The sequence below is a fragment of the Maritalea mobilis genome (assembly GCF_019800885.1).
GTDB lineage: Bacteria > Pseudomonadota > Alphaproteobacteria > Rhodobacterales > Rhodobacteraceae > Roseibacterium > Roseibacterium beibuensis.
In genome coordinates, this window is record NZ_JAHVKE010000001.1 from 932,820 (window position 1) to 947,468 (window position 14,649).

A 14,649-nucleotide genomic window follows, 5' to 3' on the forward strand; every position below is an offset into this window, starting at 1 on the left:
TTGGTGGGACAGACACAGGACGCGCCATGACCCTCCAAGCCCGCTTCGACAATTCCTACGCCCGCCTGCCCGACCGGTTCTTCACGCGGCAACGCCCCGAGCCGGTCGAGGCCCCCCGCCTGATCGCGGTCAACCGCCCGCTGGCCGAGCAGTTGGGCCTGACCTTGCCGCAAAGCGACGCCGAGATCGCCGACGTCTTTTCCGGAAACACCCTGCCCGACGCCGCCGAGCCCCTGGCCCAGGTCTATGCCGGGCACCAGTTCGGGGGCTGGGTGCCGCAACTGGGCGACGGTCGCGCGATCCTGATGGGCGAGGTCGTGGCCCCGGACGGCGCCCGCTTCGACCTGCAACTGAAGGGCGCGGGCCGCACCCCCTACAGCCGCATGGGCGATGGCCGCGCCTGGCTAGGGCCGGTCCTGCGCGAATACATCGTGTCCGAGGCCATGGCAGCACTCGGCATTCCCACGACCCGCGCGCTCGCCGCCACCGCCACCGGCGAGGATGTCCTGCGCGAAGCCGTGATGCCTGGCGCGATCCTGACGCGCGTCGCCTCAAGCCATATCCGCGTCGGGACCTTCCAGTATTTCGCCGCACGACAGGATATCGAGGCGCTTTCTGCCCTCACAGCGCACGTAATCGCGCGCCACTACCCTCAGGCCGAGGGGCCCGAGGGGCTGCTGGACGCCGTGATCGGCGCGCAGGCTGAACTCGTGGCCCGCTGGATGGGCGTCGGCTTCATTCACGGCGTCATGAACACCGACAACATGAGCATCGCCGGAGAGACGATCGATTACGGCCCCTGTGCCTTCATGGATGCCTACCACCCGCAAACCGTGTTTTCCTCGATCGACCAGTACGGGCGCTACGCCTACAGCAACCAGCCGCAGATCGCGGTCTGGAACCTCGCGCAACTGGCCACGGCCCTTCTCCCGCTGATGCCGGACCGGGATGCCGCGATCGAGCGTTTCACCGAGATGGTGAACGGCTTTTCCGAGCGGTTCGACACGGCATGGCACGCGGTGTTACGGGCCAAGCTGGGCCTCGCCAAGGGGGAGGCCGACGACCTGCCCCTCGCCTTCGACCTGCTGGAGTTGATGGCGAAACAGGAGGCGGATTTCACCATCACGTTCCGAACGCTCTCCGGCCCGACGCCGGAGGCGATGGCCCAAGGCTTCCGAGCCCCGGACGCCGTCAAACCATGGCTCGACCGCTGGCGCGCCCGCCTTAGCCGGGAAACGCGGCCCGAGGAGGCCCGCATCGCGGCCATGCAAGCGACCAACCCGGGCCTGATCCCGCGCAATCACCGCGTCGAACAGGCGATCAGCGCGGCCTTGCAGGGCGATCTCGCGCCGTTCCATCGGCTGACCTCCGCCCTGTCGACACCCTTCACCCCGAGCGAGGCGGAGGCCGACCTTGCCCTGCCCCCGTCCGAGATCGAGCGCGTCACGCGCACCTTCTGCGGCACGTAGGCCGCCCAGGCAAACAGCTCCGATCTTTATCCTGCAAATATGCCTGCCGACGGCGTCACCGATGCCCATCCGTTCGGGCGCCTGGCGCCACCTCGGCCGCAGGCCGCAGAAAATTTCCGAATTTTCTGCCCCCGGCGACGACGCAGTCGGCGCAACCCCTACCTGGCTGTGCGCGGTGGCCGGTTGACCAGGATGAGGCCCGCCGAGACCAGAACCAGGGCCACGCCGATTTCCCACCCTACCGCTTCGTCCAGCAGCGCCCAGCCGAGCGCCACGCCGAAGATCGGCGACAGGAACGAGAACGCCGCGACCGAGGCCGCCGGGAAGATCGACAACAGCCACAGCCAGAACAAAAACCCCGCCGACACGATCACCACCACCTGAAAGGCGAGACCGGCCCAATGGATCGCCTGCGGATCGCGCAAGAGCGGGCCGTAAAGCGGGGCGAGCGCCAGCAGGATCGGGGCGGAGACGGTCAACTGCCACAGCAGCTGCATCTCGGGCCGCACCTCCTTGAGCTTGGTCGCACGGGCGCAGAGCGCAATCCCGGCCCACCCCATCGCGGCGGCCAGCGCCAGCAGATCGCCCAGAAGCGACGCCTCCCCGTCCCCGCCGCCGCGGCTGACGATGGCCACGCTAACGCCGAGGAAGGCCAGCGCCAGACCGGCGGATTTCATCATGGTCAGCCGCTCGCCCTCGATCAGGACATGTCCGGCCAGGGCCAGCCAGATCGGCATCGTGTAGAAAATGACCGAGACGCGCGTCACCGTCGTGTAGTCGAGCGCAAGGAACAGGCAGATGAACTCCACCGCGAAAAGCGTGCCGATCAACAGCCCCGCGGGCACCGTCCCGGGCGCGATCCGCGCCGACAGGCCCCGCGCCCTGATCCAGAGATAGATACACAGCGCTCCGAAAAGCGATCGCAGCCCCGCGAAGAAGATCGGCTGCAGTCCGTCATTCGTGACCTTGATGACGACCTGGTTGAAGGCCAGGAGCACTGCGAACCCTGTCAGGGAAACCGCCCCGAAGGCGTCGATGCGCGATTTGCGGGGCATGGGGGCCTCTCGATCCTGAAGGTGCCCTGACCTGCGCCCGGGACGACCGCCTGTCAAGGCGATCCGCCCGTTCCTTCCGGCCCGTTGCACCCTGCGCCGTTGGTTTCCCCTTGGTCAATCGACACAACGGGTGCCATGCTCCAACCACCTTATTCATTCTGGCGGGGAGATTTTTCGATGAGCTTATTGCGAACATTGGCCTCGGTTGCCGTGGGCGTCGCCGCGGCGCGAGGCGCTGGCGCGCTGATGAACCGCGCCGACCGGGATCGCGACGACGAGCAAGAGGGCCTGCTCGACAGCATGCGCCGCTACGACCGGGACGACACCGGCGGTTTGGGCGAGCTTCTGGGCGGCGGGTCGCGCCGCGATGGCGGGCTTGGCGGGCTGATGGACCAACTGGGCGGCTCCGGCGCGCTTGGGGGGCTTGGCGGCCTCGCCGGCGGTCTTCTGACCGGCGGCGCGGCGGGCGGCACACTTGGGAGCCTTTTGGGCGGCGGGCGCGAGCGCGGGCGCGAGAATGCCTTCGGACGGCGCCTGAACGAGTCGCTGCGCACCGGGCGCGAACCTTCCGACCCGCCGACCGAGGCGGAAGAAGAAATGGCCGCGCTGATGATCCGCGCCATGATCATGGCCGCCAAGGCCGATGGGCGGATCGACGGGGCGGAACGAGAACGCCTCTTGTCACGCCTCGGCGACCTCGACCGGCAGGAGCGGCGCTTCGTCGAGGAAGAACTTGATCGGCGTATCGACATCCGCGATTTCGCCCGCGACGTGCCCAACCACCCCGGCCTGCGCGCCCAGGTCTTCGCCGCCGCGATGAGCGCGATCGATCTCGACAGCATGGCCGAGCGCCGCTTTGCCGAAGAACTGGCCGAGGAACTGGGCGTGGACCAGAAGGCGCGCGGCACGGTCGGCAAGCGCATGGCGCGCGACTACGGCAGTGAGACATGGGGAAAGGCGGGCCCGCCCCCCGTGCGTGACAGCTATGCCAAGGGACCGGCCACGCGCGGCGGACCGGTCCATGGCAAGACCATGCAGGGGACGCCGGGACAGGGACGGCCCTATCGCAAGGGCTGACGCCCCGCGCGGGGTTCCCTCCCACGGCCAAATCCCATAATCCTTTGCGCCGCCCGGATCCGGTTCCGGGCGGCGGACGAGACACGGGGCCGATGACCGATACGATCGAAGCGCGCTGCGAGGCCAAGGGCCTGCGCATGACCGAGCAACGCCGCGTGATCGCGCAGGTGCTGGAGTCGTCCTCGGACCACCCCGATGTCGAGGAGCTTTATGCCCGGGCCACGGCCCGCGACCCGCGCATCTCGATCGCCACGGTCTACCGCACGGTCAAGCTGTTCGAGGAATCGGGCATCATCGACCGGCTGGAATTCGGCGACGGCCGCGCCCGCTACGAGGATGCCGAGCGCGACCACCATGACCACCTGATCGACATGAATTCCGGCGAGGTGATCGAGTTCGTGGACCCCGAGATCGAGGCGCTTCAGGAAAAGATCGCGGAGAAGCTGGGGTACCGGCTCAAGGGCCACAAACTCGAGCTTTACGGCGTGCCGATCAAGAAGCGCTGAGGGGTTGCGCCGGGCCTCCGGCCCGCCGCCCCGCGCGGGCTTCGCCCGCGTTGGGGGCTCTGCCCCCGCCGCCTTCGGCGGCTCCCCCGGCATATTTTTCGGGATAAAGATGGGGTGACGTTGCGGTTTTGCGCTGCGGTCAAGCAAATCTTGAGACAGGTCAAGTCGGCATGGCACAGTGCATGCGATGTCTGGCCCCACAGGAGCCGCCCCATGCCCGAGACGGTTTTTCGCACCGAAGCGATCACCAAGAGCTATGATACCGGCGAGGTGAAGGTACACGCGCTTGCGGGCGTGGACCTGGAACTCTTCGCGGGAGAGTTGGCGGTTCTGCTGGGGCCGTCCGGGTCGGGGAAATCCACGCTTCTGAATATCCTTGGCGGGCTGGATCACGCGAGTTCCGGCCGGGTCTGGTTCCGCGATCTGGAATTGACCGACCTGGGCGATCGGGCGCTGACCCGCTACCGGCGCGATCACGTGGGCTTTGTCTTTCAGTTCTACAATCTCGTGCCCTCGCTGAGCGCGCGAGAGAACGTGCAACTTGTCACCGACGTTGCGCCGAACCCGATGCCGGCGGCCGAGGCGCTGGACCTTGTCGGCCTCGGGCATCGGCTGGACCATTTCCCGGCCGAGATGTCGGGCGGCGAACAGCAGCGCGTCGCGATAGCCCGTGCCATCGCCAAGCGGCCCGAGGTGCTGCTCTGCGATGAGCCGACCGGCGCGCTGGACAGCAAGACCGGGGTGCAGGTGCTGGAGGTGCTCAAGACCATCAACGACCAATTCGGCACCTCGACCGTGGTCATCACCCATAACGCGATGATCCGGAAGATGGCGCATCGGGTGATCCGCTTTGCCGATGGCAAGATCGCCGGGCTGGAGGTGAACGAGACCCGTCTCGCCCCGCACGAGATCGCGTGGTGAGCGGGATGCAGGCGCTCGACAAGAAACTGCTGCGGGATTTCAGGCGCCTCTGGCTACAGGCGCTGGCGATCGCGATGGTTCTGGCCTGCGGCGTGGCGATCCTGCTGACGGCCTTCGGGATGCATAGCGCGCTGACCGATACGCGCGACGCCTATTACGAACGCAACCGCTTTGCCGATGTGTTCGTCGAGGCGCGGCGCGCCCCGCAGAGCCTGCTGCCCGAGATCATGGCCATCCCCGGCGTCGTCACGGCCGAGGCACGGGTCACCGGTGCGGCCATCCTCGACCTGCCCGGGCGCACGGAAACGGCAACCGGTCGCATCCTGTCCTGGCCCGAGGGTGACGACCCGCTGCTGAACGTGCCGCTTCTGCGCTCGGGCGTGCCGCCGCGCGTCGAACGGCCCGACGAGGTGATGGTGACCGAGGCCTTCGCCGAGGCCAACGGGTTCGAGATCGGCGATGGCTTCACCGCGAACATCAACGGGCAGGCGCGGGACCTGACGATCACGGGCACGGTCCTCAGCCCCGAGTTCATCTACACCATCGGGCCCGGCGCGCTGATGCCGGACAACGAGGCGTTCGGCATCATCTGGATGACGGAGCAAGCCGTCGCCGCCGCCTTCGACATGGCGGGTGCGTTCAACGCGGTGTCGCTGCGGCTGGGGGCCGACGCGCGCGAGGCCGAGGTGCTCGACCGGCTGGACACGTTGCTGGAACCCTATGGCGGGCTGGGCGCCTATGGGCGCGACCGCCAGCAATCGGACAGTTTCGTTTCGGCCGAGATCGACCAGTTGCGCGGCATGGCGATGGTGGTGCCGCCGATCTTCTTCGCGATCTCGGCTTTCCTTGTCGGCATGGTGATGAGCCGGATCGTGGCGCTGGAACGGTCGGAGATCGGGCTTTTGAAGGCGTTGGGCTATTCCGACCTCGAGGTCTTGGCCCATTACATGATGCTGGCCGGGTTGATCGCGCTGTTCGGTATAGCGATCGGCTGGGGCGCGGGCACGCTGATGGCGCGCGGCATGGCGTTGCAATACGCGCGGTTCTTCGACTTTCCCTACCTGCTGTTCCGGGTGCCGGCCTGGGTCTATGCCATGTCGGGGCTGGTGGCGTTGGTCACGACGCTTTTGGGGGCGGTCCGGGCGGCGCTGGCCGCCTCGCGCCTTGCCCCTGCCATCGCGATGCAGCCCCCGGCCCCGCCGAGGTTCCGACGCTCGGCCTTCGATGGGCTCATGCGGGGGATGCGGCTGAGCCAAAGCACCATCATGGTGCTGCGCAGCATGATCCGCTGGCCGGTGCGGTCGGCCCTGACGGCCCTTGGGCTGGCATGCGCGGTGTCATCCATCGTGGCGTCAAGCTTCATGTATGACGCGCTTGACGAGATCATGGACCTCGCCTTCTACCAGGCGAACCGGCAGGACGCGATGGTGCTGTTCACCAATGACCTGCCGGAAACCGCCCTTGCCGAGGTGGAGCGCCTGCCCGGCGTGTTGCAGGCCGAGCCGCAGCAGTTCCACGCCGCCGTTCTGCGCAACGGCCCGCGCGAAAAGACCGTCTCGCTGGAGGCGCGCCATCCTGACGCGAGCCTGAGCCGGGTGATCGGGGCGGACGGCCAGCCGATCATCGCGCCGCCGGGCGGCATCCTCCTGGCCGAACGGCTGGCCGGACATCTCGAGCTTGCGGTGGGCGACACGGTCGAGGTGGAGTTCCTGACCGGGCGGCGCGAAACGCACGAGATGCTGGTGACCGGGCTGGTGGAGCAGTATTTCGGCCTCGGCGCCTATGTCGATGCCGGCTTCCTCGACGAGACCTTCCGCCAGTCGCCGCGCATGAACGTGGCCAACCTGATCGTCGACGAGGCGCAGCTTGACGCGTTGCATACGCGCTTGCAGGACCTGCCGGCCTTGTCGGGCCTCATCATGATGACCGACACGCGGCGCGGCTTCCTGGACACGATCAACGAAAACGTGGTCATCGTGAACGGGGTCTATGCCACGATCGCCATCCTGATCACGGTGGGCGTGGCCTATAACGCGGCGCGCATCCAGATGTCGGAGCGCGCGCGCGAACTGGCCAGCCTGCGCATCCTTGGCTTCACCCGCGGCGAGGTTTCGGCCATCCTCGTGGGCGAGATCATGCTGCTTGCCGTGATCGCCCAGCCCGTCGGCTGGCTTTTGGGGGCATGGATCGCGCGGGCCATGTCGAACGCTTTCACCTCGGACCTCTACGGCATCCCCCTGGTGCTCGAGGCCGACAATTTCGCCTATGCCAGTCTCGTGGTTCTTTTCGCCTGCCTCGCCTCGGTCCTCGTGGTGCGGCAGCGGATCGACCGCATGGACCTGGTGGCCGTCATGAAAACGCGGGAGTGACGCGATGCATTGGAATGCCCGGACGATCCTGACCATGGGCGTGATCGCCGCAGCCCTCGGCGGGCTTTTCTACGTCGCCACGCGGACCGAGCCTGTGGCCGTCGATCTTCACCAGGTCGAAAGCGCCCCCCTGACCGTGACCATCGACGCCGACGGGCAGACGCGGATCCGCGACATTTTCGAGGTCGCCTCTCCCATCACAGGCACGGCGCGGCGCGCCCCGGTGGCGGTGGGTGACCTCGTGGTGCAGGGCGACACCGTCGTGGCGCGGGTGGAACCGATCAGCCCGTCGCTTCTCGATGCGCGATCCCGGGCGCAGGCCGAGGCGGCGGTGGACGAGGCGGCGGCGGCCCTGGATGTTGCGCGCTCGGACCTGACCCGTGCCGAGGAGGAAGAGGCCTTCGCACGGATGCAATTCGACCGCACGCAGGCCCTTGTCGAACGCGGTGTCACCAGCCTGACGCAGCTGGAAACGGCCACCCAGCAACTCGCCGTCGCGCAGGCCGCCGTGGCCGCAGCCCGGTCGCGCATCACCATGGCCGAGGGCACGCTGGAGCGCGCGGAAGCCGCCCTTGTGGGCCCGGAAACCGGTGGGGCTCAGACCACCGACTGCTGCGTGGAACTTCTTGCCCCCGCCGACGGGGTCGTGCTGTCCATCTCGACGATCAGCGAACATCCGGTGACGGCCGGCGCGCCGCTTCTAACCATCGGCGATCCAGGCGACCTGGAAATCGTGGCAGACCTGCTGTCCTCCGACGCTGTGCGCATCGGGCCGGGCACGCGCGCCATCGTGCAGCGTTGGGGCGGCGACGTCGATCTCGACGCGGTGCTGACGCGGATCGAACCGGCGGCCGAAACCCGCGTCTCGGCGCTTGGGATCGAGGAACAGCGCGTGGATGCGATCTTCGACCTCGCCTCGCCGCCCGAGGCGCGGGCGGGCCTTGGCCATGGCTTCTCGGTCTTCCTGCGGATCGTGGAGTGGCAGGCGGACGCGGCCTTTCAGGTGCCCCTCGGCGCGCTGTTCCGGCGCGGTGAGGATTGGGCGGTCTTCGTGGTCGAGGATGGCATCGCCCGCGAGCGGATCATCGAGATCGGCCAGCGCGGCACGCGCATGGCGCAGGTCATCGGCGGGCTGGAGGCCGGCGAGGCCATCATCACCCACCCCAGCGACGCGATCAGCGACGGGGTGCCAGTGGTCGACCGCGAAACGCTCTGAGCCGTCAGATCATCGGCAACGCGCGGCGCACCAGCACATCGAGGTCCTTGTCATGGCCTTTTTGCGCGTAGACCTTCAGTTCCTCGCGCATTTCGGGCCCCCAGAAATCCTTGAGGTGACCCGCCACCCGCTCGGCCTGGTCCTGACCCGGCTGAGAATGAAAGAAGGTGGCGATCTGGTTCGCCATGCGCACAAGCTTGTCAGGCGACATCGGTGTCCCTCCTGCGGATACGGGTTGGGTTTGCATAGATCTCGACCGCGCCGCGACGGGCGAAGGCGGCCAGTGTCAGCCCCGCGCCCTCGGCAAGGCGCAGCGCATGGGCGGTGGGGGCCGAGACGGCGACGAGCGTCGCACATCCCGCAAGAACGGTCTTTTGCACCATTTCGACGGAGATACGGCTGGTCAGCACAATGGCGCCGGTCGCCGGGTCGAGGCCCGCACGCAACAGCGCCCCGATCAGCTTGTCCAGCGCGTTGTGGCGGCCCACATCCTCGCGCGCCATCACCACCCCCTGCCCCGGCAGCAAAAACCCCGCGGCATGAACCGCATGGGTGCGGTCATGCAGCGGCTGGTGATCGCGCAACAGGTCGGTCGCGGCGGCGATCTCGGCCATTTCGAAACGCGCGCCCTCACCCACAGGCGGAAGCGCGCGCAAGGCCTGCTCGAGGCTGTCGATCCCGCACAGGCCACAGCCCACAGGCCCCAGCATCGCCCGACGCCGCGCGCCAAGGGCCTCGGCAATCTCGTCCGCCACCCAAAGCCGCGCCTCGATCCCCTGCTCCAGGTCGATGACCTCGATGCGCTCGATCTGGTCGGGGCGCGCGATGCCTTCGGTCAGGGCAAAGCCGGTCGCGAAGTCCTCAAGATCGGCGGGGGTGGCCATCATCACCGCCTGCGTGGAGCCGTTGACGGTGATCGCGACGGGCATCTCCTCGGGCAAGGTGCGCGCCACCTCGCGCGCCCCGTCGGGGCCAAGCGCCAAGCCGCGCGCGCTATGGGAGGTCGCGCTCATCCTCACTCCGCCGCGGGCAACACGCGGCGGGCGCGCCGCGCGCGGTCTTCATAGTCTTCCTGCCATGCGGTCGGGCCGTTCGACGGGCTGACCTGCACCGCCGTCACCTTGTATTCCGGGCAGTTCGTCGCCCAGTCCGAGAAATCGGTGGTGATGACATTGGCCTGCGTTCCGGGGTGGTGGAAGGTCGTGTAGACGACGCCGGGGCTGACGCGGTCGGTCAATGTCGCGCGCAGGCTGGTTTCGCCAGAGCGGCTGGCAAGCTTGACCCAATCGCCCTCGGTGATGCCGCGGGTTTCGGCGTCGTGGGGGTGGATCTCCAGCACGTCCTCCTGGTGCCAGACGGTGTTCTCCGTCCGCCTTGTCTGTGCGCCCACGTTGTATTGCGACAGGATGCGGCCCGTGGTCAGCAACAGCGGGAAACGCGGGCCTGTGCGCTCCTCGGTCGCGACGTATTCGGTGATCATGAACCGCCCCTTGCCGCGCACGAAACCGTCGACATGCATGATGGGCGAGCCATCGGGGGTGTCGTCGTTGCAGGGCCATTGGACCGAGCCGCGCTCCTCCAACATCTCGTAATTCACATTGGCGAAACCGGGCGTCGTGGCCGCGATTTCCGCCATGATTTCCGAAGGATGCGCATAGCTCCACCCCGCGCCCATGGCATTGGCCAGAAGCTGCGTGATCTCCCAATCGGCATAGCCGTTCCTGGGCGCCATCACCCGGCGCACACGGTTGATCCGGCGTTCGGCATTGGTGAAGGTCCCGTCCTTTTCGAGGAAGGTCGATCCGGGCAGGAACACATGCGCGTAATTCGCCGTCTCGTTCAGGAACAGGTCATGGACGATGACGCATTCCATCGCGGCCAATCCGGCGGCCACATGGCGCGTGTCGGGATCCGATTGCAGGATGTCCTCGCCTTGGCAATAGAGCCCCTTGAACTGCCCCGAGGTCGCCGCATCGAGCATGTTGTTGATCCGCAGACCGGGTTCGGGGTCGATCTCGACACCCCAGGCCTGCTCGAAGATGGCGCGCACATCGGCGTTCTTGACGTGCCTGTAACCGGGCAATTCATGCGGGAAGCTGCCCATGTCGCAGGAGCCTTGCACGTTGTTCTGCCCGCGCAGCGGGTTCACGCCAACGCCCTCGCGCCCGATATTGCCTGTCAGCATCGCAAGATTGGCGATCCCCATCACGGTTGTGGAGCCCTGGCTATGCTCGGTCACGCCGAGGCCGTAATAGATCGCCCCGTTGCCCCCCGTGGCAAAGGTGCGGGCCGTGGCGCGCAGCTCCTCCGCCGGAACGCCGGTCAGCGCCTCGACCGCCTCGGGCGCGTGGCGCGGGTCAGAGACGAAGGCGGCATACTCCTGGAACTCGTCCCAGTCGCAGCGTTCGCGGATGAAGGCCTCGTCGTATAGGCCCTCGGTCACGATCACATGTGCCATCGCTGTCACCACGGCGACATTCGTGCCGGGCCGCAGGGCAAGGTGATGCGCCGCCTCGACATGCGGCGTCTTCACCAGGTCGATGCGACGCGGGTCGATCACGATCAGCTTGGCGCCCTGCCGCAGGCGCTTTTTCAGGCGTGAGCCGAAGACGGGGTGCCCATCGGTCGGGTTGGCGCCGATCACCAGCACGACGTCGGACTGTTCCACGCTGTCGAAATTCTGCGTGCCCGCGCTGGTGCCGAAGGCCTGGCCGAGGCCATAACCGGTGGGCGAATGGCAGACCCGCGCACAGGTGTCGGTGTTGTTGTTCAGGAACACGCCGCGCGCCAGTTTCTGCACGAGGAAGGTCTCCTCATTCGTGCAGCGCGACGAGGTGATGACCCCGATGGATTTGCGGCCATGCTTTTCCTGCAATCCGCGCAGGCGGGCCGCGGCAAAGCCGATCGCCTCCTCCCAACTGACCTCGCGCCACGGCTCGTCGATCGAGTCGCGGATCATCGGGTGCAGGATGCGGTCGGGATGGCTGGCATAGCCCCAGGCAAAACGCCCCTTCACGCAGGAATGGCCGCGATTGGCCTCGCCATGCTTGTGAGGCACCATGCGGACCAACTCGTCGCCATTGAGCTCCGCCTTGAAGGAACAACCCACCCCGCAATAGGCGCAGGTGGTGATGACCGAGCGTTCGGGCGTGCCCAACTCGATCACGCTTTTTTCCTGCAATGTCGCGGTCGGGCAGGCCTGCACGCAGGCGCCGCAGCTGACGCAGTCCGACGACAGGAAATCGTCCAGCGGTCCGCCCGCCTTGACCCGGCTGTCAAAGCCGCGCCCCTCGATCGTCAGCGCGAAGGTGCCCTGCACCTCTTCGCAGGCGCGCACGCAGCGATTGCAGACGATGCATTTCGACGGGTCATAGGTGAAATACGGGTTGCTTTCGTCCTTGGCCTGCCAGAGCGGGTTGGCCTCGCCGCTGGTGTTGCGCGGGGTCACGTGGTTGGCGAGGGCCGCGTTCTCGGGCGCCTCGTAGCGCACGTCGCGCAGGCCCACGGCCCCGGCCATGTCCTGCAACTCGCAATCTCCATTGGCCGCGCAGGTCAGGCAATCGAGCGGATGGTCCGAGATGTAAAGCTCCATCACCCCGCGCCGGATCTTCTTCACCTTCTCCGACTGGGTGCGCACGACCATGCCGGGGGCCACAGGCGTGGTGCACGAGGCCGGCGTGCCGCGACGCCCCTCGATCTCGACGACGCACAACCGGCAGGAGCCGAACGCCTCAAGGCTATCCGTCGCGCAGAGCTTGGGAACCCCGATCCCGGCCAGTGCGGCGGCGCGCATGACCGAGGTGCCCGCGGGCACCGTCACCTCGACACCGTCAACACTCAGCGTGACCGGCGCGCCGGTTTTGGCAGGCGTGCCAAGGTCGCGGTCGTCATCCCACGGAATGATGAAATCCTTCATATCCCTCTCCCTTTCTGGGTGACCGGGTTGCCAAGGGCCGGAAAACGCGCGTTTTCCGTCTTGCAAAAGCTGGCTTTTGCGCCCGTTTTCCTTGAGGAAAACGCTCCCTCCACCGGGCCGCTCATTCCGCCGCCTCCTGCTGCGCGGCGAACTCCTCGGGGAAGAGGCGCAGCGCACTCAGCACCGGGTAAGGCGTGAAGCCCCCGAGCGCGCAGAGCGAGCCATCCTTCATGGTCTCGCACAGGTCCACCAGCAGCGGCACGGCCGACGCGTCGCCCTTCGCCACGCGGTCCAGCGTTTCGACGCCCCGCACCGCGCCGATCCTGCAGGGCGTGCATTTCCCGCAGCTTTCCACCGCGCAGAATTCCATGGCGAAGCGGGCCAGCCCCAGCATGTCGGCGCTGTCGTCGAAGACGACGATCCCGGCGTGCCCGATCAGCCCGCCTGCCCCGTCGAATTCCTCGTAGCCAAAGGGCGTGTCGAACTGCCCGGGCGCGAAATAGGCCCCGAGCGGCCCGCCCACCTGCACCGCCTTGACCGGGCGGCCCGTGGCGGTCCCGCCCGCGACATCCTTGACCAACTCACCAAGCGGCATGCCAAAGGCGGTCTCGAACAGCCCGCCACGCGCGACATTGCCGGCGATCTGGATCGGCATGGTCCCCTTTGACCGGCCCAGCCCGAGCCCTGCGTAATGCGCGGCACCTTTCTCGAAGATCACGGGAATGGTGGCCAGCGACAGCACGTTGTTGACCACCGTTGGCCGCCCGAGGAACCCTTCCAGCGCCGGCAGGGGCGGCTTTGCCCGGACAACGCCGCGCTTGCCCTCAAGACTGTTGAGCAGCGAGGTTTCCTCGCCGCAGACATAGGCGCCCGCCCCCACGCGCACCTCCATGTCGAACCTGCGGCCCGAGCCCATCACGTCGCCCAGCACGCCATTGGCGCGGGCGATGTCGATGGCCTCTTGCATAACCGCAATCGCGTCAGGGTATTCGGAGCGGATGTAGACATAGCCCTGCGTGGCCCCGGTCCCGAGGCCCGCGATCACCATGCCCTCGATCAGGCTGAGGGGATCGCCCTCAATCAGCATGCGGTCGGCGAAGGTGCCGCTGTCGCCCTCGTCGGCGTTACAGACGATGTATTTGCGCTCCACCGGGGCGAGGCGCACGGTGTCCCACTTGATCCCAGTCGGGAACCCGGCGCCACCGCGTCCACGAAGCCCGCTTTCCTTGACCTCGTCGATGATGTGCTCCGCGCGCATGCCAAGCGCCCGGCGCAACCCGCTCAACCCGCCATGCGCTTCGTATTCGGCCAGCGACAGCGGGTCGATCAAACCCACGCGGGCAAAGGTCAGGCGGTTCTGGCGGGCGAAGAACGGGATCGCCTCGACGGGGCCTAGCCCGTCCAGCGTGCCATCGAAAAGGGCCGGCACCGTCTCGGGCGTCATGGGGCCGTAGCCGTGGCGCACCCCGTCGCGCTCGACCTCCAGCAGCGGCTCCAGCCAGGTCATCCCGCGCGAGCCTGTGCGGGTCAGCGAAACCTCTATCCCGCGCGCGGCGGCCTCGGACAGGATCGCTTCGGCGACCTCTTCAGAACCGAGTGCCTTGGCGGCGGCATCGCGTGACAGGTAGAGCTTCATGCCGACACCTCCGCCACCAGCGCCTTGGCCTCGGCGCGGCCCTTGAGCTTGCCGTTCACCATCGCCGCGGGCGCACAGGCGCAGAGACCGAGGCAATAGACCGGCTCGACCGTGATGCGCCCATCGGCAGAGGTTTCACCCCAGCCCAGGCCCAAAAGGGTCAGAACCGCCTCACCAAGCGCCGTGCCGCCCATGGATTGACAGGCCTCGGAGCGGCAGATCTTCAGCACGTGCCGCCCGGCGGGTTCCTCGCGGAAGTCATGGTAGAAGCTGATGACGCCGTGCACTTCGGCCTGGGTGATATTCAGCGCCGCCGCGATGGCCGGGCGCGCCTCGGCCGGGATGCAGCCGAAGTGATCCTGAAGGTCGTGCAGAATGGGCAGCAGCGGCCCCTCGCGATGCAGGTGTCGCGCGATAATCTCCTCCACCCCTGCGGGCGAAACGGTCTGGCTGGCAGGCATGCGTGGCTCCGGTCGACTTTCGC

Annotated in this window: 12 protein-coding genes; 6 read left to right on the top strand and 6 right to left on the bottom strand. The window is 67.4% G+C overall.

The annotated features are described in order from the left end of the window. Positions 1-26 precede the first annotated feature (26 nt). Complete coding sequence (locus KUV65_RS04485) at positions 27-1,469, top strand: protein adenylyltransferase SelO (RefSeq protein WP_222187920.1); 1,443 nt, start codon at positions 27-29, stop codon at positions 1,467-1,469. A gap of 158 nt (positions 1,470-1,627) precedes the next feature. Here KUV65_RS04485 and KUV65_RS04490 read toward each other — a convergent pair whose 3' ends face one another. Next, entirely contained in the window at positions 1,628-2,524 is an 897-nt protein-coding gene (locus KUV65_RS04490; RefSeq protein WP_222187931.1) for a DMT family transporter, read from the bottom strand. Positions 2,525-2,701: 177 nt separating this feature from the next. On the opposite strand from KUV65_RS04490, the gene KUV65_RS04495 reads away from it, so the two are divergent. The 5 genes from KUV65_RS04495 (at position 2,702) to KUV65_RS04515 (ending at position 8,613) form a co-directional block, all read left to right on the top strand. Further along, the gene (locus KUV65_RS04495) at positions 2,702-3,601 is read left to right on the top strand and encodes a DUF533 domain-containing protein (protein WP_222187933.1); all 900 of its coding nucleotides are present in this window, start codon (positions 2,702-2,704) and stop codon (positions 3,599-3,601) included. Positions 3,602-3,693: 92 nt separating this feature from the next. Then, a complete protein-coding gene (locus KUV65_RS04500; protein WP_222187935.1) occupies positions 3,694-4,107 on the top strand; it encodes a Fur family transcriptional regulator in 414 nt (137 codons plus the stop codon). A gap of 213 nt (positions 4,108-4,320) precedes the next feature. Next, on the top strand, positions 4,321-5,028 hold the full coding sequence (locus tag KUV65_RS04505) for an ABC transporter ATP-binding protein (RefSeq protein ID WP_222187937.1): 708 nt from the start codon (positions 4,321-4,323) through the stop codon (positions 5,026-5,028). 5 nt (positions 5,029-5,033) lie between these two features. Then, on the top strand, positions 5,034-7,397 hold the full coding sequence (locus KUV65_RS04510; protein WP_261331668.1) for an ABC transporter permease: 2,364 nt from the start codon (positions 5,034-5,036) through the stop codon (positions 7,395-7,397). A 4-nt stretch (positions 7,398-7,401) separates the two neighbouring features. After that, a complete protein-coding gene (locus tag KUV65_RS04515; RefSeq protein WP_222187941.1) occupies positions 7,402-8,613 on the top strand; it encodes an efflux RND transporter periplasmic adaptor subunit in 1,212 nt (403 codons plus the stop codon). 4 nt (positions 8,614-8,617) lie between these two features. Here KUV65_RS04515 and KUV65_RS04520 read toward each other — a convergent pair whose 3' ends face one another. From KUV65_RS04520 to KUV65_RS04540, 5 genes are all read right to left on the bottom strand, one after another. Next, positions 8,618-8,824 carry a formate dehydrogenase subunit delta gene (locus KUV65_RS04520; protein ID WP_222187943.1) on the bottom strand — a complete coding sequence of 69 codons (207 nt, stop codon included), beginning with the start codon at positions 8,822-8,824 and terminating at the stop codon, positions 8,618-8,620. Then, complete coding sequence (gene fdhD, locus KUV65_RS04525; protein WP_261331589.1) at positions 8,814-9,626, bottom strand: formate dehydrogenase accessory sulfurtransferase FdhD; 813 nt, start codon at positions 9,624-9,626, stop codon at positions 8,814-8,816. Before fdhD ends, KUV65_RS04520 begins: the two co-directional genes overlap by 11 nt. 2 nt (positions 9,627-9,628) lie before the next feature. Continuing rightward, positions 9,629-12,529 (bottom strand): formate dehydrogenase subunit alpha, encoded by a 2,901-nt coding sequence (fdhF, locus tag KUV65_RS04530; protein ID WP_222187946.1) that lies wholly within the window; start codon positions 12,527-12,529, stop codon positions 9,629-9,631. Between the two features lie 121 nt (positions 12,530-12,650). Beyond that, positions 12,651-14,165, bottom strand: a complete 1,515-nt coding sequence (locus tag KUV65_RS04535; protein WP_222187948.1) for a formate dehydrogenase beta subunit — start codon at positions 14,163-14,165, stop codon at positions 12,651-12,653. Next, a complete protein-coding gene (locus tag KUV65_RS04540; protein ID WP_222187950.1) occupies positions 14,162-14,626 on the bottom strand; it encodes a formate dehydrogenase subunit gamma in 465 nt (154 codons plus the stop codon). The genes KUV65_RS04535 and KUV65_RS04540 overlap by 4 nt, the downstream gene beginning before the upstream one ends. Between the last annotated feature and the right edge of the window lie 23 nt (positions 14,627-14,649).

Coding starts and splice junctions, on each gene's coding strand:
- KUV65_RS04540 (WP_222187950.1), bottom strand. CDS start 14,626: ATGCCTGCCAGCCAGACCGTTTCGCCCGCAGGGGTGGAGGAGATTATC.
- KUV65_RS04535 (WP_222187948.1), bottom strand. CDS start 14,165: ATGAAGCTCTACCTGTCACGCGATGCCGCCGCCAAGGCACTCGGTTCT.
- fdhF (WP_222187946.1), bottom strand. CDS start 12,529: ATGAAGGATTTCATCATTCCGTGGGATGACGACCGCGACCTTGGCACG.
- KUV65_RS04510 (WP_261331668.1), top strand. CDS start 5,034: ATGCAGGCGCTCGACAAGAAACTGCTGCGGGATTTCAGGCGCCTCTGG.
- fdhD (WP_261331589.1), bottom strand. CDS start 9,626: ATGAGCGCGACCTCCCATAGCGCGCGCGGCTTGGCGCTTGGCCCCGAC.
- KUV65_RS04490 (WP_222187931.1), bottom strand. CDS start 2,524: ATGCCCCGCAAATCGCGCATCGACGCCTTCGGGGCGGTTTCCCTGACA.
- KUV65_RS04485 (WP_222187920.1), top strand. CDS start 27: ATGACCCTCCAAGCCCGCTTCGACAATTCCTACGCCCGCCTGCCCGAC.
- KUV65_RS04500 (WP_222187935.1), top strand. CDS start 3,694: ATGACCGATACGATCGAAGCGCGCTGCGAGGCCAAGGGCCTGCGCATG.
- KUV65_RS04505 (WP_222187937.1), top strand. CDS start 4,321: ATGCCCGAGACGGTTTTTCGCACCGAAGCGATCACCAAGAGCTATGAT.
- KUV65_RS04495 (WP_222187933.1), top strand. CDS start 2,702: ATGAGCTTATTGCGAACATTGGCCTCGGTTGCCGTGGGCGTCGCCGCG.
- KUV65_RS04515 (WP_222187941.1), top strand. CDS start 7,402: ATGCATTGGAATGCCCGGACGATCCTGACCATGGGCGTGATCGCCGCA.
- KUV65_RS04520 (WP_222187943.1), bottom strand. CDS start 8,824: ATGTCGCCTGACAAGCTTGTGCGCATGGCGAACCAGATCGCCACCTTC.